The organism is Nocardioides sp. LML1-1-1.1 (assembly GCF_040676175.1).
Lineage (GTDB): Bacteria > Actinomycetota > Actinomycetes > Propionibacteriales > Nocardioidaceae > Nocardioides.
In genome coordinates this window covers 417,323-437,459 of sequence record NZ_JBEGHK010000002.1, presented here as the reverse complement: position 1 = coordinate 437,459, position 20,137 = coordinate 417,323, and the positions used below count along the sequence as shown (strand labels likewise).

Sequence of the window (20,137 nt, the reverse complement as noted above, 5' to 3'; positions counted from 1 at the left end):
CCGTGCGCCGTCGTACCTCCCTCGTCACCGCCGTCGCCGCGACGGCCCTGCTGGCCGGGTGCGGCCTGACCGACGACGCGCCGGAGCCCGGCGTGGCCGCGTCCGTCGACGGCGAGTCCGTGCAGCTGTCCCGGGTGGACGACACGGTCGCGGCGTTCTGCGAGCTGCTCTCGACCGAGGAGGGCGCCCCGGTCTACGCCCGCGCCAGCGTGCGCTCCCAGCTGGCGTGGAACTGGGCGCAGGCGGTCGCGGTGGAGCGGGTCGCCGGCGAGTACGGCGTCGACCTGCCCTCCGACGCCATCGATCCCGGTGTCGTGAAGCGCTCGTGGCGCCTCGACGACGACGTGGACGACGACACCTTCGACGCCTTCGAGTGGCTCACCGCGATCCAGCTCCGGCTCTCCGACCCGCTGCTGGCGATCGGCAGCAAGGAGCTGCTCGCGCAGACCGGGCAGGCCGGCAACCAGGACGCCGCGCTCAGCGCCGGCACCCAGGTGGTCGACACCTGGCTCGCCGAGCACGACGTGACGCTCAACCCGACCCTGGGCACCCGGGACGCCAAGACCGGCGGGTTCCTCGGCGACGACCTGTCGGTCGCGGTGAGCGGCGCTGCCCGGGCGGGCAGCGACCTCACCCGGCTCACCATCGAGCAGGCCGCCGCGCTGCCCGCCACCGCGCGCTGCGGCGCCGCGAGCGCACCGCAGGCACAGCCCGGCGCATGACCCCTCTCGGCGGATGAGCCAGCCCGGCGCGGTCGACGAGCTCGTCGCCGTGATGCGGCGGCTGCGGGCCGAGTGCCCCTGGAAGCGGGAGCAGACGCACCGCTCGCTGGTGCGCTACCTGCTGGAGGAGACCTACGAGACGGTCGAGGCGATCGACGCCGGCGAGGACTCGGGGGACTGGTCGCACCTGGCCGAGGAGCTGGGCGACCTGCTGCTGCAGGTGGTCTTCCACGCGGCGATCGCGGAGGAGCGCGGTGAGTTCGGTCTCGACGAGGTCGCCCGCGGCATCACCGCCAAGATGCGCCGCCGCAACCCGCACGTCTTCGGCGACGTCGACGCCGGCGGGCTCGACGCCGAGGCGGTCAACGACCTGTGGCAGCAGGTGAAGGCCACCGAGAAGGCCGGCCGTCCGGTCGAGGACGGCATCCCCTCCGCCCTCCCCGCCCTGCTGTACGCCGACAAGGTGCTCGACCGCCTCGAGCGGGCCGGGCGCCCGGTCACCCCGGAGCCGGTCACCCAGGAGCCGGGCTCCGCGGACCTCGGCGAGCGGCTGCTCGGCCTGGTCGCCGAGGCCCGGGCCGCGGGGGTCGATCCCGAGCAGGCGCTGCGGGACGCCGTACGGACGCGGCTGTAGGCCTTCCCCCGCCCGGCGCCGGCCAGTACCTTCGGCAAGGAGGTCCGGGCATCGGGTCCGGCCGTGCTGAGGGGTGGATGCGCGATGGCGGGCAAGTTCGAGGTGTACGAGGACAAGGCCGGGAAGTTCCGTTTCCGGCTCAAGTCGAGCAACGGTCAGGTGGTGGCCGTGGGCGAGGACTACGAGACCAAGTCGGCGGCCATCGAGGGCACGAAGGCCGTGCAGCGCGCGGCCGACGGCGCGACGATCGACGACCAGACCGGCTGACGGCTCACAACAGGCGGAGCAGCGCGGTCCACGCGGCCCGGCCCAGCCGGCGGTCGGCCTCCTGCGTGCCGCCGCGCTGCATCCGCTGACCCGCCGTCACCACCGGCTCGCCCGGCAGCACCGTGCGGTGGCCGGCCTCGGGGTCGGTGAGCACGGTGGTGGTCAGCCCGTGCGTCGTACGACGGGCGCGGATCGTCTCGGCGTGCGCGACCGCCGGCCACACCCGGTCGTCACCGCCCGCGACCAGCAGCACCTCGGGGATCCGCTCGACCGGGATGCTGGCGGCCGCGACCCGGTCGGCGAAGCGCTCCCGGGAGCGCGCGTACAGGCCGGTGTAGGCCGGCGGGTCGGTGTCCGGCGCCCAGTCCGGGTCGAACGGCACGTGGGGGAGCGGATCGCCGGCCAGCGTCCAGTGCGAGGTCGCCCAGCCCGCGGCGGTGAAGCCCGCCCAGACCACGTCACTCGGGGCGAAGGCCGCCACCGCCGCCACGTCCGGGGAGTGCGCGCCCGTCAGCAGGGCCGCCTCGGCGCCGAACGAGGTGCCGGCCACCAGCACCCGGTCGTGGTCGGCGCGCAGCGCCGCGACCCGGGCGAGGAAGGTCTCCAGAGGGATCTCCCACGGCCCGTCGTGCTGGCCCGGACCCCCGAACCAGCGCACCGACTCGGCCGTCACGCCCTGCTCGGCCAGCAGCCGGGCCCGCGCCACGTCGATCCGCCCGCTCGACCCGCCGAGCACCAGGGCGGCGGTGCCACGAGGCTCCTCGGGCAGGCAGCGAACGCCCTCGATGCCCGTCGTGGGCTCCTCGCGGATCACTCGTCCTCCGGCGGGTCGGGTAGGTCGGGCAGGTCCGGCAGGTCCGCGCGAAGCAGGGTGATCCGGTCCATCTCCTCGCCGGCGCAGGTGGTCAGCGCGACGACCACCCGGTCGTCGTACGACGAGACGAGCCGCCACTCGCCACCGGACGCGACCCAGCGCTCGAGGACCTCCCGGGACATGACGCCAGCCTAGGTTGCACCGCCGCGCGCTGGGCACCGTCCGGGCGTGACCACCTTCGCGAGCCCGTCCCGTCCCGGCTGGCTGAGCCTGGCCCCGTTCCTCGCCGCGGTCGCTGTGGTGGCCGTGCTGGGCGGCCTGGCCGCCAGCAGCTCCGGGGAGACCTACCGCGCGCTCGACCTGCCACCGTTCGCGCCTCCGTCGTGGGTCTTCGGCCCGGTCTGGACGGTGCTCTACGTGATGATCGCGATCTCCGGCTGGCTCGCCTGGCGGGCCGGCGCCGACCGGGCGGCGCTCGGGGCCTGGGTGGTGCAGCTGCTGCTCAACCTGGCCTGGACCCCGCTCTTCTTCGCCGCCGACCGCTACGGCTGGGCCCTCGTCGACATCCTCGTGCTGCTCGTGGCGGTGGGTGCGACGATCGGGCTGTTCCGGCGGGTGTCGCCGGTGGCCGCCTGGCTGCTGGTGCCCTACGCCGCCTGGGTGGCCTTCGCGACCGCGCTGAACCTGGCGATCGTCGTCCTCAACTGAGGCAGGCCCGGGGCGGCGCACCCGTTGTCCACATGTGACATCCGGGCTCTATCAATTCTTGTCTCCGCGGGCTAGCGTGCCGGCCAACCACTGCCGTCCTGTCTCGGGGAGTCCGCCATGGTCGTGTCCACGCACGCCGTCGACGAGGTCGTGGCGCGCCTGGACGACGACCTCCGGGCCGCCGTACGACGCGACGGGCTGGACCCGCAGGCCGAGGTCGCGACGGTGCGGCGCCTGGCCGTCGAGCTGGTGCGGGCGCACGACGAGCGCAGCCTGACCGGGGTGGTGCCGCCGGTCGGCGACCAGGAGAGCGTGGTCAGCGAGCTGGTCGCGCGGGTGGCCGGGTTCGGGCCGTTGCAGCCCTTCCTCGACGACCCGACGGTCGAGGAGATCTGGATCAACGGACCCGACCGGGTGTTCGTGGCCCGGCACGGCCGGCACGAGCTGACCAACCTGGTGCTCGACGAGGCGGAGGTCGCCGACCTGGTCGAGCGGATGCTGAAGTCGACCGGGCGCCGGGTCGACCTCAGTCGCCCGTTCGTCGACGCGATGCTGCCCGCGGGGCACCGGCTGCACGTGGTGCTGCGCGGGATCGCCCGCGGGTCCTCGGCGGTCAACATCCGCAAGTTCGTGGTGCGGGCGCACCGGCTGTCGGAGCTGGTCGAGCTGGGCACGCTGCCACCGGCGGCGGCGCACCTGTTGGAGGCCTCGGTGCGGGCCGGGATCAACATCCTGGTCACCGGCGGCACACAGGCCGGGAAGACCACGATGCTCAACTGCCTGGCGGCCGCGATCCCCGGTGGGGAGCGGGTGATCTCCGCGGAGGAGGTCTTCGAGATCCGCTTCCCGCACCCCGACTGGGTCGCGCTGCAGACCCGGCAGGAAGGCCTGGAAGGCACCGGCGAGGTGCGGCTGCGCGACCTAGTGAAGGAGTCGCTGCGGATGCGACCGAGCCGGATCATCGTCGGCGAGGTGCGCGCCGAGGAGTGCCTCGACCTGCTGCTCGCCCTCAACGCCGGCCTGCCGGGCATGTGCACGCTGCACGCCAACAGCGCGCGGGAGGCGCTGACCAAGGCGTGCACGCTGCCGCTGCTCGCCGGGGAGAACATCTCCGCCCGCTTCGTCGTCCCCACGGTCGCCGCCTCGATCGACCTGGTCGTCCACCTCGCGCTCGACCCCGGGGGTGCCCGCCGCGTGGTCGAGATCGTGGCCGTGCCCGGGCGGATGGAGGGCGAGGTCATCGAGACCGAGTCCGTCTTCACCTGGCACGAGGGCCGGTTGCGGCGGGGGATCGGGCTGCCGCCCCGGCTCGACCGGTTCCGCCGGATCGGGATCGACGTGGTCCGGCTGCTCGGGGAGGCGGACTGAGGTGGGCGCGCTCGTGGGTCTCGGCTTCGGGCTGGGCTGCCTGCTGGTCTGGTCGGCCTTCGGTACGCCGCGCGCGGCTCCGCGCCCGGCCCGGGCCGGCCGGCTGGAGCGGATGCTCGCCGAGGCCGGCCTGCGCGAGGTCGCGCCGCGCTCGCTCCTGCTGCTGTGCGCCGGCTGCGGTCTCCTCGCCGCGGTGCTCGCCCTGGGACTGACCCGGACCGCGACCCTCGCGATGGTGCTGGGCGTGCTGGCGACCGGGCTGCCGCTCGGTGTGGTGCGCAGCCGCGCGCGGCGTCGCCGGCGCGAGCTGGCCGAGGTCTGGCCCGAGGCGGTCGACGACCTGGCCTCGGCCGTCCGCGCGGGGATGTCGCTGCCCGACGCGGTCGCCGCCCTCGCCGTACGGGGACCGGAGCCGCTGCGGCCGGCGTTCGACGCCTTCGCGCTGGACTACCAGGTGTCGGGGCGCTTCGGTGACTGCCTCGACCGGCTCGCGGACCGGCTCGCCGACCCGGTGGGCGACCGGGTGGTCGAGGGGCTGCGGGTCGCGCGCGAGGTCGGCGGCGGCGAGCTCGGGCGGCTGCTGCGCAACCTGTCCGGCTACCTGCGCGACGACCTGCGGATCCGCTCCGAGCTGGAGGCGCGCCAGTCCTGGGCCGTGAACGGCGCCCGGGTCGCCGTCGGCGCGCCCTGGGTGGTGCTCCTGGTGATGTCGACCCAGCGCGAGGTGATCGAGCGCTACCAGTCGCCGGCCGGTGCGCTCGTCCTGGCGGTCGGCGCGGGCCTGTGCGTGCTGGCCTACCGGCTGATGATCCGGCTCGGCCGGCTCCCCGTCGAGCGGCGGGCGCTGCGATGAGCCCGGCCTGGTGGGGCGCCGTGCTCGGCCTCGGTACGGCGACCGGGCTGCTCGTCGTCGTCACCCGCGTGCTCGCGCTGCGCGGTCCCCACCTGCGGCTGCGGGTGCTGCCCTACGTCCGCGACCTGGTGCCCGCCGACCGGGCCCCGGCGGCCCGCTCCACGCGCGCGGTGACGGCGGTGTTCGGGCCGCTCGTGCGACGCGCGGCCGACGGCGTCGAGCGAGCGCTGGGCGGTGCGCCCTCGGTGCGGCGCCGGCTCGGCCGGGCGGGCCTCGGGCTCAGCGTCCACGACTTCCGCGTGCAGCAGGTGATGTGGGGGCTGGCGGGGTTCGCGCTCGCGGCCGCCTGGGGCCTGCTGCGCACGTGGTCGCGACCGGGCAACCCTCTGCCGTTCGTGCTGCTCTGCGCCGGGGCCTTCGTGCTCGGCGTGCTGCTGCGCGACCAGCAGCTCACCGCGCAGGTGAAGCGCCGGGAGACCGCGATCGTGGCGGAGTTCCCGGCGGTCGCCGAGCTGCTGGCGCTGAGCGTGGCGGCGGGCGAGGCGCCGGTGGCGGCGCTGGACCGCGTGGTGCGGCGCAGCGGCGGTGCACTGTCGCGGGACCTGGCCGACGTGCTGGGCCGGATCCGCACCGGTGAGCCGGTGGCCGACGCCTTCGACGCGTTGGCGGCGGCGACCGGCGTACCGGTGGTGGCGCGGTTCGCCCACGCGGTGGCGGTCGCGGTGGAGCGCGGGACCCCGTTGGCCGACGTGCTGCACGCCCAGGCCGCCGACGTGCGCGAGGCCGGCCGCCGCGCACTGATCGAGCAGGCCGCTCGCAAGGAGATCGTGATGATGGTCCCGGTGGTGTTCCTGGTGCTGCCGGTGACCGTCGTCTTCGCGTTCTGGCCCGGCGTGGTCGGGCTCTCGCTCAGCTCTTGAGCACTCGGATCACTCTCGGAAGGAACTCCCATGGCACGACCCCAACGGACCGGCCGGCGCCGGCGCGACGAGCGCGGCGACGTCCCCGGCTGGGTGCTGGTGACGATCATGACCGTGTCGATCGGCATGGCGATCTGGACGATGGCCGAGCCGCGGCTCGTCGACATGCTCGAGGCCGCGCTGCGCTCGGTGAAGTGAGATGAGCGGCCGGCGGCGGGACGAGCGGGGGTCGGCACTCGTCGACCTCACCCTGGTCGTGCTGATCCTGCTGCCCGTGGTCCTGGGCATCGTGCAGGTCGCCCTCGTCCTGCACGTCCGTACGACGCTCGCGGCCGCCGCCTCCGAGGGTGCCCGCCTCGCCGCGACCGCCGGCGCCGGCCCGGCGGCAGGCCTCGAGCGCACCCGGGAGCAAGTCGCTGAGGGCATCGGTGGGCGCTACGCGACCGACATCGACGTCCGCCGGGTCACCGTCGAGGGGATGCCGGCCATCGAGGTCACCGTGCACGCCGAGGTCCCGGCGCTCGGCCTCGGCGGTCCCGCGGTCCGGCTGAGCGTCACCGGGCGGGCGGTGCTGGAGCAGGCGAGGCAGGCGCCGCCGTGACCCGTGCCCGTCGTCGGGGCGGCGACGAGCGGGGCAGCGGGTTGATCGAGGCGGTCTGGCTCGGCGTGCTCCTGCTGCTGCCGTTGCTGTGGGTGGTGCTGTCGGTGTTCGAGGTGCAGCGCGGCTCGTTCGGGGTGAGCGGAGCGGCGCGGGCGGCGGCCCGCGCGTTCGCGCTCGCGCCCGACGACGCCGCCGGGCAGCGCCGCGCGGAGGTGGTCGCCCGGCAGGCGCTCGCCGACCAGGGGCTGCGCGAGGTGTCGTTGCGCGTGGTGGTGACCTGCACGCCGTACCCGCACGACTGCCACCGGGGCACCTCGGTGATCACCGTCCGGGTCGAGTCCGCGGTCGCGCTGCCGCTGCTGCCGGACGTGCTCGGCGCCGGGTCGCCGACCTTCCGGCTCAGCGCCGAGGAGTCGGTCCCGATCGGTCGCTACCGGGAGAGCGGGGAGTGAAGAGGTGAGGGAGCAGCGCGGCAGCGCGGCACCGCTGATCGTCGCCCTCGTCGCGGTGGTGCTGCTGCTGGTCGCGGTCGTGGTCGACTCCAGCGCGGCGTACCTCACCCGGCAGCGGCTCGACGAGCTCGCCGACGGCGCGGCCCTGCAGGGCGCGGACCTCGGCGCCCAGGGCCGCGACGTCTACGACGGCGGGCTCGGCTCGGGCCCGCTCGCGATCTCGCGTGCCGAGGCAGAGCGGGCGGTGCTGGCCTACCTGCGCGACGCGGGCGCGGCACGCGACCACCCCGGCCTGCGCGTCACCGTGCGGGTCGACGGCCGCCGGGTGGTGGTCGAGCTGGCCGCGCCGGTCGACCTCCCGCTCGGCGTCCCGGGTGCGCAGGAGCGACCGGTGGTGCGGGCGCGGGGCTCGGCGGTCGTGGACCCGCAGGAGTGAGCCACCGCAAGCCTCGCCTGGCGGTCGCGCCCCGTTGACCGAGGGTTCACCGACCGTTGGCCGGCGCTCGTGAGGGTGCAACGGTTCTGCCAGTCTCGCCGGCGCTCGGGCCCGGCCGCACCCCCGAGGAACGCCACCCGTGCGCACCCCACCCCGCGGCCTGTCCGCTGCCCTCTCTGCTGGCCTGGCCGCCGTCGTCGGCCTCGTCCCGCTCTCGCTCGTCGTGTCCGCGGCGCCGGCCTCCGCCGCCGCCAGCGACATCAAGATCAACGAGATCATCACCAACAGCGCCACCAAGGCCGACGCGATCGAGCTCACCAACACCGGCTCCGAGCCGGTCGACGTGTCCGGCTGGATCGTCAAGGACGACAAGGACACCCGGACCCTCGCCGTCACCGCCGGTACGACGGTCGCCCCCGGCGCGTTCGTGACGGTCACCGTCGACGGCGTGCCCAACGGCTTCGGCCTCGGCAACGGGGACGCCGCGCGGATCTTCCTGCCCGACGGGACGACGCTCGTCGACGGGCACACCTTCGCCAGCCACTCCGCGCCGTCCTGGTCGCGCTGCCCCGACGGCACCGGCGCCTTCGTCCAGGCGAAGTCGGAGACCCTGGGCGCGGCCAACGACTGCCCCGGCGTCGGCGACCTCGTGGTCAACGAGGTGGAGTCCAACGGCGACAGCGTCAACGGCGACTGGATCGAGATCGGCAACCCGACCACGGTGGCGATCGACGCCTCCGGGCTGGTGCTGAAGGACAACGACGACGCGCACGCGGTGACCGTCCCCGACGGCACGGTCGTCCCGGCCGGCGGCCGCGCCGCGGTGGTGGTCGAGAACGCCGCCGGCACCGCGCCCGCCGGGCACTTCGGGCTCGGCGGCGCCGACTCGGCGCGGATCTTCCGGGCCGACGGCACGACCCTGATCGCGTCGTACTCCTGGACGAGCCACGCCGCCACGACCTACGGCCGCTGCCCCGACCTGACGGGCGCGCTGGCGGCGACCACCGCCGCGACCTTCGGTACGACGAACGCGTGCGCGCCGCCCGCGAGCCCCGGTGAGGTCAGGCTCAACGAGGTCGAGTCCAACGGCGACACCGTCGGCGACTGGGTCGAGATCGCCAACGCCGGCGGCACGCCGGTGGACGTGTCCGGGTGGAAGGTCCGCGACGCGGACGCGAGCCACCCGTTCGCCGTCGTCCCCGCCGGTACGACGCTCGCCCCCGGCGCGTTCTACGCCCTCTACACCGAGTTCCCCGCCCCCGGCTTCGGGCTCGGCGTGGACGACAGCGTCACCCTGTTCGCCGCCGACGGCACGACGGTCGCCGACACCTACGCCTGGTCCGGCGGGCACGCCGCGACGACGTACGGGCGTTGCCCCGACGGCACCGGCACCTGGCAGGTCACCACGGTCGCGACCCGCGGCGGCGCCAACGCCTGCAGCCCGATCCGGGTCAACGAGGTCGAGTCGAGCGACCCGGCCGGCGGCCCGGACTGGGTGGAGCTGGTCAACCTCTCCGACAGCGCCGTCGACGTCGCCGGCTGGGTGGTCAAGGACAGCACGGAGGTGGACCCGACGACGCTGCCGGCCCCGAGCGTCGTACCGGCCGGCGGGCACCTGGTCGTCAACCCGCTCGCCGGCCTCGGCGGCAGCGACGCGGTGCGGCTGCTCGACCCGAGCGGCAAGCTGGTCGACTCCTCCTCCTGGACCGCGCACGCGACCCAGACCTACGGCCGCTGCAAGGACGGCGTCGGCACCCTCGTCGACAACGTCGCCCCGACGCCGGGCGCGGTCAACGCCTGCCCCGGCCTCGACACCCGGGCCTGGCCCGGCTCGCCGGCCGTGCGGAGCGTGGACCCGGCCGAGACGTTCAACCAGGACGCGAGCGGCCTGGCGTTCGACCCGGCCGACCCGAGCACCCTGTGGGTCGCGCAGAACAAGGCCGGCACGCTCAGCAAGCTCGTCCGGGACGGCGACGGCTACGTCCGTGCCGCCGACTGGCCGGCCGGGCGCAACCCCAAGTACCACGACGGCACCGGCTCGCCCGACACCGAGGGCATCACCTTCGGACCGGACGGCGCGGTCTACCTGGCCGCCGAGCGCGACAACGACGTCAGCGGCGTCAGCAAGAACACCGTGCTGCGCTACGAGCCGGGCACCTCGATGGACGCCACCGACGAGTGGGCGCTCAACGGCCTGCTGCCCACCCTCGGCGCCAACCTCGGGCTGGAGGGGATCACCTGGATCCCCGACAGCGTGCTCGTCGACGGCGGCCTGCGGGACCAGAGCACGACGCAGGCCTACGACCCGGCGCACTATCCCGCGCACGGCACCGGCCTCTACGTCGTCGCGGTCGAGGGCACCGGCCTGCTCTACGTCCTCGCGCTCGACCAGACCGACGCCGTCCAGGAGAGCGCCCACCTGGTCGCCACCATCGACCCGCAGCTGCGGACGAACGCCGGCCCGCCGGGCGTCATGGACGTGGTGTGGGACCCGGAGACGGCGCGGCTGTGGGCCGTCTGCGACGACTCCTGCGACGGCACCACGGTCAACCTCGGCCTGAGCGAGGGCACCTGGTCGATCACGGCGGCCTACGACCGGCCCGCCGGGATGCCGAACCTCAACAACGAGGGCTTCGCGCTCGCCCCGCAGTCCACCTGCGTCGACGGCGCCAAGACCGTGCTGTGGAGCGACGACGGCGACACCGACGGCCACTCCCTGCGCGCCGGCACCTTCCCGTGCACCGTGCTGCCCGCCCCGGCCGTCGTCAACGACGCCGTGCCGGTCGTCACCGGCACGCCCACGGTGGGCCAGCGGCTCTCCGGCACCGACGGGTCGTGGATCCCGCAGCCGACCGGTACGACGTACCAGTGGCTGGCGGACGGGGCCGAGATCTCCGGCGCGACCGCGGCGACGTACACCCTGACGACCGGCGAGATCGGCAAGGCGATCACCCTCCGGGTCACCGCCACCGTGGCCGGGCACACCGACGGCGTCGCGGTCTCCGCGCCGACCGCCGCGGTGGCGAGGTCCGCGGTCGTCAACGTCGTCGCGCCGCGCATCACCGGCAGCGCCAAGGTCGGCCGGACCCTGACCGGCACCGCCGGGACCTGGGCACCGGCGGGCGGGTCGCGGGCCTACCAGTGGCTCGCGAACGGCGTGCCGATCGCCGGGGCCACGACCAGCACGCTCAAGGTCGGCCCGGCGCTGGTCGGGCGGCGGATCAGCCTGCGCGTCACCGCCTCCGCGCCGGACCACCTCGCCGGCGTCGGCGTCTCCGCCGCGACCGCACCGGTCGTGCGCGCCGCCTTCGCCCTCGGCAAGGCGCCGCGCATCCTCGGCACGCCGAAGGTGGGACGCACCCTGTCGGTCCAGCCCGGTGTCCTCAGCCCGGCGCCGGCGTCGGTGACCTACGCCTGGTTCGTCGACGGCAAGCGGGTCTCGACCGCGGCCCGGCTGAAGGTGAGGCGCGCGTGGATCGGTGACCGGGTGACGGTGAAGGTGGTGCTCACCCGCGCCGGCTACACCACGGTGGTCCGGACCACGAAGGCGGTGAAGGTCCGCCGCTGACCTCCACCGCACGCACAACGGGCCCCGGTCGTGCGACCGGGGCCCGTTGCCCTCTGGGGGAGGGGTGGGGTCAGTCGTTCGGGTCCTCGAACACCGTCTCGGCGTACGCCGGGGCGTAGCTCGCGTTGCCGGCGAAGCGGACCTGGAAGCCCTGCAGGATGAGCGCCCCGGTCCGCAGCGGGACGTCGCACTTGGCGTACCCGTCCGCGTCGGTGACCGCCGTGCACATGGTCGTGACGCCGCCGTTGAGGACCGGGCCCGTGGTGAAGACGAGCGACTGGCCGGCGAGCGGCGCGCCGCCCAGACCGGTCAGGGTCGCCTCGACCCGCGAGTAGTTGTCCGGGGCGGAGTCGGCGACGTCGTGCGCGACCAGCGTGGGCGCGGCCCGCTCGACGACCTGGGTGAGCACCGGGGAGGTGCTCGCGGCGTGGCTCTCGTCGCCGGCGTACACCGCCGTGACGCTGTGGCTGCCGGCGGCGAGCCCCGGCACGACGAGCGTGGCGGTGCCGTCGGTGAGCACGGCGGTGCCGAGGACGGTCCCGCCGTCCTTGAGGACCACCGAGCCGGTCGGCGCCGCGACGCCCGGGACGGCGTTGGCGACGGTGGCGGTGAACGTCACCGACTGGCCGTACGTCGACGGGTTGCTCGCCGAGGTCACCCCGGTCACCGTCGCCACCGCTCCGACGGTCTGGGAGGTCGTGGCGACCTGGCCGTCGAAGTTGAAGTTGCCGACGTAGACCGCCCGGATCTCGTGCTGGCCCGGCGCGAGCGAGGCGACCGCGAAGGACGCCGTGCTGGTGCCGGCCGTGGCGGACGGGGTCAGGCTCACCGCGCCGAGCAACGTGCCGCCCCGCCAGAGCTGGACCGCGCCGGTGGGCTTGCCGGTGGCGGGGGCCACCGCCGCGACCGTGGCGGTGAAGGTCACCGTCTGGCCGTGGTCGGAGACCGGGTCGTCGGAGTCGAGCGCGAGGGTGGTCGCGCCCTTGGTGACGGCCTGGCCGTTGCCCTGGTCGAGCACGCCGGTGCTGGCGACGAACCGGGGGTCACCGCTGTAGGTGGCGGCGATCCGGTAGGTGCCGGGCGACAGCGAGCTGAACGCACCGCTCGTCGCCTGGCCGTCCACGAGGGCGACCGGGCTGCCGAGGTTGGCGCCGTTGATGGTGAACTGCACGGTGCCGCCCGCGACCCCCGCCCCCGGTGCGACCGGCGAGACGGTCGCGGTGAAGCGGACGCCCTGGCCGGACTGCGACGGGTTCACCGAGGAGGTGAGCAGGGTGCTGGTCTGCGCGCGCTGGACCTTCTGCGCGACCGAGCCGTTGCTGCCGTTGAAGGACTCGTCGCCGTCGTACGTCGCGACCACGGCGTGCTGACCGACGCCCAGGTCGTCCACGGTGATCGAGGCGACGCCACCGGTCTCGGAGCCGACGGGAGCGGACCCGAGGACGGTGCTGCCGTCGGTGAAGGTGATCGTGCCCGACGGCGAGCCCGCGCCGGGTGCGAGCACCGCGACCGCGGCGGTGAAGGTCACCGGCTGGCCGTACGCCGACACCGGGGCCGAGCTGGTCACCACGGTCTTGGTGGCGGCCTTGTTCACGGTGTGGGTGGCGGCTGCCGACGTGCTGGTGATGAAGTTCGGGTCCGCGCTGAGGTAGCGGGCCTTCACCTGGTGCGCGCCGCGGGACAGCGTGGCGACCTCGATCGAGGCGGTGCCGCCGGAGAGCGTGGCGTAGGCGCCGGGCTCCCCGTCGATCTCGAACTGGACCGCACCGGCGGGCGTGCCGGTCGCGGGGCTGACCGGGGCGACCGTCGCGGTGACGGTGATCGGCTGGCCGACGACCGACGGGTTCGGCGAGGAGGAGACGGTGGTCGTCGTGCGCGCCGCCGCGACCTCCTGCTCGATGCTGTCCGATCCGCCGGCGAACTTCTCGTCGCCCTCGTAGTTGGCGGTGATCACGTGGTCACCGGCGTCGAGGCCGACGGCGGGGGAGACCGCGGTGCCGTTGTTGAGCGCGACCGGCTGGCCGATCGGCTCGCCGTCCGCCGCGAACTGCACGGTGCCGGTCGGCTCACCCGCGCCGGGCGCGACCACGTCGACGTCGGCGGTGAAGGTGAGCGGCTCGCCCGCGACCGCGTCCGGGTTCGACGTGGCGAGGCTGACCGTGGTGTCGGCGCGGTTGACGCCGTGGGTCGTGGCGGCCGAGCTGCTGGTCGCGAAGTCCCCGTTGCCGTTGTACGTCGCCTGCACGTCGTGGTTGCCCGGGCGCAGGTTGCTCACGGTGAGCGTGGCGGTGTCGCCGGAGAGCGGCACGGCGGTGCCGTAGGGCTCGCCGTCGATGTTGAACTGCACACCGCCGGCGGGCTGGCCGACGCCGGGGGACACCACGCCGACGGTGGCCGTGAAGGTGACCGCCTGCCCGGTCACCGTGGGCGAGCCGCTGCTGGTGAGCACCGTCGAGGTCGGCGCCTTGCCGACGACGAGCTCCTTGGTGGAGGCCGTGCTGGTGAGCAGGTTGGCGTCCCCGGCGAAGCGGGCGCCGATGGTGTGCGTGCCGGTGCTCAGGTCGTCGGTGGACACCGAGGTCGCCACGCCGCCGGAGACCGCGACCGGGGCACCGAGGTCGGCACCGTCGACGGTGAACTGGACGTTGCCGCTCGGGGTGCTCGTGCCGTTGACCCGCGCGACCTGGGCGGTGAAGGAGACGGCCTGGCCGTGCACGACCGGTCCGGGCTGGACCAGCGTGGTGGTCGAGGGGTTCTTCTCGACCGTGAACGGCGTCGACGCCGAGGAGGCCTTGTAGAAGGTGGTCGCCGCGAACGACGCGGTGACCGTGGCCGTGCGCGGTGGGCCCGCCACCGGGAGCGACGCGGTGGCGACGCCGCTGGCGTTGGTGGTGGCGTTGACCGACGTACCGCCCGACAGGGAGAAGGTGACCGTGCGGTTGGGCAGCACGGACGCCGACAGGTTCGGGTCGGTCAGCGTGGCCCGGACGGTCACCGAGGTGTTCTGCGCACCCTCGGTCGCGCCGGAGTAGGCCAGCTGGGTGAGGTTGTCGATGGTGACCGCGCGGTCGGTGGTGTTCGTGCTGTTGGTGCAGTAGAGGAAGCCCGAGCGCTTCCGCTCGATCGCGCGGGCCGTGTAGGCGCCGTTGGCGTAGTTGTGCGAGTCGACGGTGACGCTCTTGGCGCCGGTGCCGCCCTGCACGCTCTCGAACACGACCGAGCCGCCGCTGAGCAGCTGCAGCGTGGTCTGCGGGCCGCTCGCGTTGAGGCAGCCGGTGCCGTCCGAGGCGCCGCCCGCCGACAACGTGAAGTTGCCGCGCAGGACGGCGCCGGCGGACGGCGCGGAGATGTCGGCGGCCGCCGACGAGGCCAGGACCACGGGGATCCCCAGCGTCAGGGTGGAGGCCGCGAGAGCGGCGATCATGCGACGCACTGCAGTTCCTTTCATCGGAGCCGGGCTCACTTGAGGATGGCGCCGGGCGCCGTGGACGAGAGGTGGTTGGCATCCCCGAGGAAGGTGGCCGTGTAGCCGCCGTTGAGCACCAGGGCCAGCAGCTGTGCGGCGCCGTTGCAGGTCGCCACGCCGGTGCCGTTGGTCACCGAGGTGCACACGAGCTTGCCGCCCACCCGGAACTCCACCGGTACGCCGGCCAGCGGCGCACCGCCGGCGGTGACCGTCGCGCGGAGCAGCCCCAGCGGGAGGCCGAGCGGGGTCAGCGAGACCACGGCCGCGTCGGCCTTGGTCACCGTCGCCCGCTTGGCGACCGTCAGGCTCTTGACGGCGGAGGTGCTGCCGTCGAAGGCCGGTGCGCCGCCGTAGACGGCCCGCAGCTGGTGGGTGCCCGCCGGCAGGGCGGCGGTGCTGAGCTGCGCGGTGCCGGTCGTCGACAGCGGCACGCTGCCGAGGTCGACGGTGCCGGCCCGGAAGGTGACCGTGCCACCGGGGACGCCGAGGCTGTCGTTGGCCGCGGTGACCTTCGCGGTGAGGACCACGGTGTCGCCGTAGGTGGCGCTCCCGGGGGCCACCGTGAGGGTGGTCGTGGTGGCCACCTTCGAGACCCGCTGGGTGAGCTCGGCGAGCTCCGGGGTGAAGTGCACGTCCCCGGAGTAGAGCGCGGTCACCGTGTGCGTGCCCGGCGCCAGGTCGGAGACCGCCGGGCCGGTGACGCTGCCGTCCACCAGCTCGAGGGCGTCGCCCAGCGGCTGGCCGTCGACCGCGAGCTGGACGAAGCCGCTCGGCGTACCGGTGCCGGTGACCTGGGAGCGGACGTCGACCCGGAACCGGACGGTGTCGCCCACCTGCGCGTCGGCGTTGGTGGAGGTGAGGTCCACGTCGACCCCGGCCGCCCGGACGGTCTGCACGAGGATGTCGCCGCTGCCCGAGAAGCCCGGCTCCGGCGTGAACGCCGCGATCACGGTGTGGTCGCCCGGGTCGGGCGAGGCCAGGGTCGCGCTCTCCGCGACACCGTCCTCGACCGGCACCGGCTCGCCGACGTCCTGGCCGTCCACGGAGAACTGCACCGTCCCGTGCGGGCTGCTGTCACCCGCGGCGACCTCTGCCCGGAAGGTGATCAGCTCGCCGTACGTCGACGGGTTGGCGCTCGAGGTCAGCGTGGTCGTCGTCGCGACGACCGCGGTGCCCTCGATCACCGTGTGGCTGACCGGGGAGGCCGCGCTGCCGGTGTAGTCGTCGTCGCCGGCGTAGGTGGCGGTGAGCTGGTAGGAGCCCGGTGCCAGGTCGGAGACCTCCAGCACCGCGCTGCCCCCGGACAGGGGCGCCGAGCCGATCGACTCGCCGTTGGCGGCGAAGGTGACCGTGCCGGTGGGGGAGCCGGAGCCCGGGCTCGCGGCCGTGACCGTGGCGGTCAGCCGGACCTCCTGGTCCTGCAGCGAGGGCGTCGGGCTGGCGACCAGGGCGACGGTGGTGCCGGCCGGGCTCACCTGCTGCTGCACCTGGTCGGTGCCGGCGAGGTAGCGCCCGCTGCCGGCGTACGCCGCCGCGAGGGTGTGCGTGCCCGCCTTCAGCGAGGTCAGCGGCGCGAAGCTCGCGGCGCCGTTGACCAGCGCGACCGGCGATCCGACCGGGTTGCCGTCCACGAGCAGCTGGACCGCGCCGTCCGGCGTGCCGCCGCCGGGGGCGAGGACGTCGACCGTCGCGGTGAGGCCCACGGCCTCCCCGGTGACGGTGCTGTCGTCGGTGGCGCTCAGGGTGACCGCGACGGCGGCCTTGCTGACGGTGACGGTCTTCGGCGAGGCCGAGCTGGGGCCGAAGACGTCGTCGCCGGCGTAGGTCGCCACGACCGGGTTGCTGCCCACGGACAGGCCCGTCACGGTGGTGCTGGCGGCGCCGTCGGGGGCGACCGGTGCGCGGCCGACCTCGCTGCCGTCGACGGTGAAGACCACCTCGCCGGTCGGGGTGCCGCCGGTCGCGGTGACGGTGGCCGACAGGGTCACCGGCTGCCCGGTGACCGCGGCCGCGGGGTCCACCCCGGACGTGGTGCTCGTCGCCTTCAGCGGCTCGCGGACCCGGAAGGTGACCGCCGCCGACGTGCTGCCGGCGTGGTCGCTCGTGCCGAGGTAGACCGCGGTCACCGTGTGGTCGCCGAGGCCCAGCGTGGAGAGCGCGGCGCTGGTGGCCGTGCCGTTGGTGAGGGCCACCGCAGCACCGAAGTCGGAGCCGTCCACGCGGAACTGCACGCTGCCGCCCGGCGTGCCGCCGTGGCTGGGCGCGACGTTCGCGACGAAGCGGACCGGGTCGCCGATGGTGACGACCGACGGGTCGGCCGCGACGGTGGTCGTGGTGGTGATGGCGCCGACGCTGAACGCGGAGGTGGTGCTCGCCGCCTCCAGCCCGCTGTCACCGGCGTACGACGCCGTGATGGTCGCGCTGCGCGGCGGACCCGCCACCGCGAGGGTGGTCTGCGCGACGCCCTGGGCGTTGGTCGTCGCCGTGGTGGAGGCGCCACCGGAGAGCGCGAAGGTGACCGTCTTGCCGGCGACGCTGGCGCCCGCCCTGTCGACGAGCGTGGCCGCGACGGAGGCGCTGGTGCCCTGGGCCGCGCCGGCGGCACCGGTGTAGGTGATCGCCGAGCAGTTCTTGGGCGTGACGAGCACGGTCGAGGTGCTGGAGGCGCCGCCGGCCGTGGTCACGATGCCCCAGCTGCCCCGGACGCCGTTGCGCTGGTAGCCGTCGGCCTCGCCGGGGGCCTGCAGGGTGGCGCTGTAGCTGCCGCCCGCGGTGGTGGTCGTGGTGGCGCTCGCGGTGGCGCCGGCGCTGACCGGCGAACGGTCGAGCGCGACGGTCACCGGGACGCCGGCCGCGCCGGTGCTGAGCCGGCCGGTGACGGTGATGTCGCCGCCGGCGCAGGTGAGCGAGGGGGTGACGGTGCTGGTGAGCGTGGTGGCGGGCGCGGGCGTGCTGGCCGAGGACAGCTTCTGGTCCAGGGTGAGCGATCCGCCGTCGAGCGGGATCTCCAGCAGCAGGCGGGCGCCGTTGCGGTGCGTGGGGGAGTACCAAAGGGTCTCCCGGGTCGCGCCGTCCGTGCTCTGCTGCCGGGCCCGGCGGGTGCTGATCGTGCCGGCGGGGACGGCGACGTTCTCGTCGACCACGGTGGTCGGGCCGTCGAACTCCAGGACCCCGTCGAAGTCGGAGGAGCCGGTGCCGCCGAGCGAGCCGGCGTCGTAGCTGAAGCCGCCGGTGTAGTCGACGTCCACGTCGTTGGTCCACGAGTTCCCCGCCTCGGTGGGGAACTGGGTCAGCCGCCAGCCGCGGCGGGGGTCCATCGACAGGTTGATGGTCGCGGTGATGTTGGTCGACAGGATCGAGACCTGCGCCTTCGCCGACAGCGACTGGTTCTGGGTCTCCTTGAGGAGCGCGAGGTCGGAGCGCCGCATGAAGCGGGTGCCGGTCACGCTGCCGGAGAAGTTGGAGAGCGTGGCGTTGCCGACGCCGTCGACGGCCGCCGTACCGCTGCCGCCGGTGATGGTGCCGGTCAGGTTCAGTTTGTACGCCGGCTGCCCCTGGTAGTTCTCCACGCCCGCGACGGTGTAGGTGACGTTCTCGTTGATCGTCACGTTCGTGCCGTCGGCGGTGTAGTTGAAGACGGTGGCGTAGGTCCACGCCCAGCCCGTCGACCAGGTCGGCACCTCCTCGCCGCTCGCCTGCGCGGCGCGCGCGGGGGCGGACCCGGAGGCCACCAAGGTGGCGACCACGGTCGCGAGGACGCTCAGCCAGGTCATCCGGCGCCGGAAGGCGCGGGCCGCGCGGTGGCGGCTGCCGGGCAGGAGGGAGTGGTCGTTCGGCGCTGGGAGCATGCGTCACCGTCCCGTGAGTGGGGGGTGCCACCCGAGAGGAACGGACACGGGAGCCCGTGTGGCGGAGGGAGTGGCCGGAGTCAACCAGGTCTGTGACGGTGGGCACAGTGGTTTTGTGAAACTCGTTCACATTTTTCCATCGAGGGGTCACCGAATGGCCGCTCGGAGGGGCGCACCGTAACCTTGCTCCTTGTGGCAGGCCCCGACTACGACGCCGAGATCAAGCAGCTGATTGCGACGATGCACACCATCGAGCAGGTCCTCGACCTGCCCAAGATGGAGCAGGAGATCGCGGACCTCGGTGTCCAGGTCGCCGCACCCGACCTGTGGGACGACCAGGACAACGCCACCCGGGTGACCGGACGGCTGTCCTCCCTGCAGGGCCAGGTCGAGCGGGTGCGTGGCCTGCAGCAGCGCATCGACGACCTCGCGGTGCTCGCCGAGCTCGCCGTCGAGGAGGGCGACGCCGACACCCTCGCCGAGGCCGACACCGAGCTCGAGCGGATCAAGAAGTCCGTCGAGGGGCTCGAGGTGCGCACCCTGCTCTCCGGTGAGTACGACGAGCGCGAGGCCATCGTGACCATCCGCTCCGGCGCCGGCGGCGTCGACGCGGCGGACTTCGCCGAGATGCTCATGCGGATGTACACCCGCTGGGCCGAGCGCAACAAGTACCCCGTCGAGGTCTACGACGTCTCCTACGCCGAGGAGGCCGGCATCAAGTCGGCCGAGTTCGCGATCCACGCGCCCTACGCCTACGGCACGCTGTCGGTCGACGCAGGCACCCACCGCCTGGTCCGGATCAGCCCCTTCGACAACCAGGGCCGCCGGCAGACCTCCTTCGCCGCCGTCGAGGTCGTGCCCCAGCTGGAGCAGACCGACGAGATCGAGGTCGACGAGAACGACATCCGCACCGACGTCTTCCGCTCGGGCGGCCCCGGTGGGCAGTCGGTCAACACCACCGACTCCGCGGTCCGGCTCACCCACATCCCCACCGGGATCGTGGTGTCGTGCCAGAACGAGAAGTCGCAGCTGCAGAACAAGGCCGCCGCGATGATCGTCCTGAAGGCCAAGCTCCTCGCGAAGAAGAAGGCCGAGGAGGCGGCGCTGAAGAAGGACCTCAAGGGCGACGTCGCCGCGAGCTGGGGCGACCAGATGCGCAACTACGTGCTCAACCCGTACCAGATCGTCAAGGACCTGCGCACCGGCTTCGAGACCGGCAACCCGCAGGCGGTCTTCGATGGTGACATCGACGGCTTCCTCGAGGCCGGCATCCGCTGGCGCCGGGGCGCCGAGACCGCCGACGCGTAGTCCGTCACCGGCGGCGCCGCGGCTCCTGCGCGGCGGCGTCGAAGACCACCTCCGCGGTGGCGAAGGCCACGACCGCGCCGAGCGCGCCGACGACCTCGCCAGCGGAGAGCAGCACGACGGTCGTGGTCGCACCGAGGCCGCGCCAGGCCCACCGGGGTACGTCGTCCACGAA

At 74.2% G+C, this 20,137-nt stretch carries 18 protein-coding genes; 13 read left to right on the top strand and 5 right to left on the bottom strand.

Annotated features, from left to right (window positions below):
* Positions 1-2 precede the first annotated feature (2 nt).
* From MRBLML1_RS08810 to MRBLML1_RS08800, 3 genes are all read left to right on the top strand, one after another.
* On the top strand, positions 3-722 hold the full coding sequence (locus MRBLML1_RS08810) for a hypothetical protein (RefSeq protein WP_364514398.1): 720 nt from the start codon (positions 3-5) through the stop codon (positions 720-722).
* 13 nt (positions 723-735) lie between these two features.
* A complete protein-coding gene (locus tag MRBLML1_RS08805; RefSeq protein ID WP_364514395.1) occupies positions 736-1,356 on the top strand; it encodes a MazG family protein in 621 nt (206 codons plus the stop codon).
* 84 nt (positions 1,357-1,440) lie between these two features.
* Positions 1,441-1,623, top strand: coding sequence for a YegP family protein (locus MRBLML1_RS08800; RefSeq protein WP_364514392.1), 183 nt, complete (start codon positions 1,441-1,443; stop codon positions 1,621-1,623).
* Between the two features lie 4 nt (positions 1,624-1,627).
* On the opposite strand, the gene MRBLML1_RS08795 is transcribed toward MRBLML1_RS08800, so the two are convergent.
* Positions 1,628-2,437 carry an acyl-CoA thioester hydrolase/BAAT C-terminal domain-containing protein gene (locus MRBLML1_RS08795; protein WP_364514389.1) on the bottom strand — a complete coding sequence of 270 codons (810 nt, stop codon included), beginning with the start codon at positions 2,435-2,437 and terminating at the stop codon, positions 1,628-1,630.
* The gene (locus MRBLML1_RS08790) at positions 2,434-2,619 is read right to left on the bottom strand and encodes a hypothetical protein (protein ID WP_364514386.1); all 186 of its coding nucleotides are present in this window, start codon (positions 2,617-2,619) and stop codon (positions 2,434-2,436) included. The genes MRBLML1_RS08795 and MRBLML1_RS08790 overlap by 4 nt, the downstream gene beginning before the upstream one ends.
* A 46-nt stretch (positions 2,620-2,665) precedes the next feature.
* Here MRBLML1_RS08790 and MRBLML1_RS08785 point away from each other — a divergent pair, with 46 nt between their 5' ends.
* The 9 genes from MRBLML1_RS08785 to MRBLML1_RS08745 all read left to right on the top strand — a co-directional run bounded on the left by MRBLML1_RS08785 (position 2,666) and on the right by MRBLML1_RS08745 (position 11,343).
* The gene (locus tag MRBLML1_RS08785) at positions 2,666-3,145 is read left to right on the top strand and encodes a TspO/MBR family protein (protein ID WP_364514384.1); all 480 of its coding nucleotides are present in this window, start codon (positions 2,666-2,668) and stop codon (positions 3,143-3,145) included.
* 117 nt (positions 3,146-3,262) lie between these two features.
* Positions 3,263-4,513 (top strand): CpaF family protein, encoded by a 1,251-nt coding sequence (locus MRBLML1_RS08780; protein WP_364514382.1) that lies wholly within the window; start codon positions 3,263-3,265, stop codon positions 4,511-4,513.
* A 1-nt stretch (position 4,514) separates the two neighbouring features.
* The gene (locus tag MRBLML1_RS08775) at positions 4,515-5,366 is read left to right on the top strand and encodes a type II secretion system F family protein (protein ID WP_364514379.1); all 852 of its coding nucleotides are present in this window, start codon (positions 4,515-4,517) and stop codon (positions 5,364-5,366) included.
* A complete protein-coding gene (locus tag MRBLML1_RS08770; protein WP_364514376.1) occupies positions 5,363-6,286 on the top strand; it encodes a type II secretion system F family protein in 924 nt (307 codons plus the stop codon). The genes MRBLML1_RS08775 and MRBLML1_RS08770 overlap by 4 nt, the downstream gene beginning before the upstream one ends.
* Positions 6,287-6,316: 30 nt before the next feature.
* Positions 6,317-6,484, top strand: coding sequence for a hypothetical protein (locus MRBLML1_RS08765; protein WP_364514373.1), 168 nt, complete (start codon positions 6,317-6,319; stop codon positions 6,482-6,484).
* A gap of 1 nt (position 6,485) precedes the next feature.
* Positions 6,486-6,887: a TadE/TadG family type IV pilus assembly protein gene (locus tag MRBLML1_RS08760; RefSeq protein ID WP_364514371.1), complete on the top strand. Its 402-nt coding sequence runs from the start codon at positions 6,486-6,488 to the stop codon at positions 6,885-6,887.
* Positions 6,884-7,339, top strand: coding sequence for a hypothetical protein (locus MRBLML1_RS08755; protein WP_364514368.1), 456 nt, complete (start codon positions 6,884-6,886; stop codon positions 7,337-7,339). Before MRBLML1_RS08760 ends, MRBLML1_RS08755 begins: the two co-directional genes overlap by 4 nt.
* Before the next feature lie 4 nt (positions 7,340-7,343).
* Positions 7,344-7,775 (top strand): pilus assembly protein TadG-related protein, encoded by a 432-nt coding sequence (locus tag MRBLML1_RS08750; protein ID WP_364514366.1) that lies wholly within the window; start codon positions 7,344-7,346, stop codon positions 7,773-7,775.
* Between the two features lie 139 nt (positions 7,776-7,914).
* The gene (locus MRBLML1_RS08745) at positions 7,915-11,343 is read left to right on the top strand and encodes a lamin tail domain-containing protein (protein ID WP_364514363.1); all 3,429 of its coding nucleotides are present in this window, start codon (positions 7,915-7,917) and stop codon (positions 11,341-11,343) included.
* Between the two features lie 70 nt (positions 11,344-11,413).
* Here MRBLML1_RS08745 and MRBLML1_RS08740 read toward each other — a convergent pair whose 3' ends face one another.
* Positions 11,414-14,767 carry a beta strand repeat-containing protein gene (locus MRBLML1_RS08740; RefSeq protein ID WP_364514361.1) on the bottom strand — a complete coding sequence of 1,118 codons (3,354 nt, stop codon included), beginning with the start codon at positions 14,765-14,767 and terminating at the stop codon, positions 11,414-11,416.
* A 35-nt stretch (positions 14,768-14,802) separates the two neighbouring features.
* The gene (locus MRBLML1_RS08735; protein ID WP_364514358.1) at positions 14,803-18,657 is read right to left on the bottom strand and encodes an Ig-like domain-containing protein; all 3,855 of its coding nucleotides are present in this window, start codon (positions 18,655-18,657) and stop codon (positions 14,803-14,805) included.
* Between the two features lie 192 nt (positions 18,658-18,849).
* Between MRBLML1_RS08735 and prfB the strand changes: the two genes are divergently transcribed.
* Positions 18,850-19,965, top strand: a complete 1,116-nt coding sequence (prfB, locus tag MRBLML1_RS08730) for a peptide chain release factor 2 (protein WP_364514356.1) — start codon at positions 18,850-18,852, stop codon at positions 19,963-19,965.
* Between the two features lie 4 nt (positions 19,966-19,969).
* Here prfB and MRBLML1_RS08725 read toward each other — a convergent pair whose 3' ends face one another.
* The gene (locus tag MRBLML1_RS08725) at positions 19,970-20,134 is read right to left on the bottom strand and encodes a hypothetical protein (RefSeq protein WP_364514354.1); all 165 of its coding nucleotides are present in this window, start codon (positions 20,132-20,134) and stop codon (positions 19,970-19,972) included.
* Between the last annotated feature and the right edge of the window lie 3 nt (positions 20,135-20,137).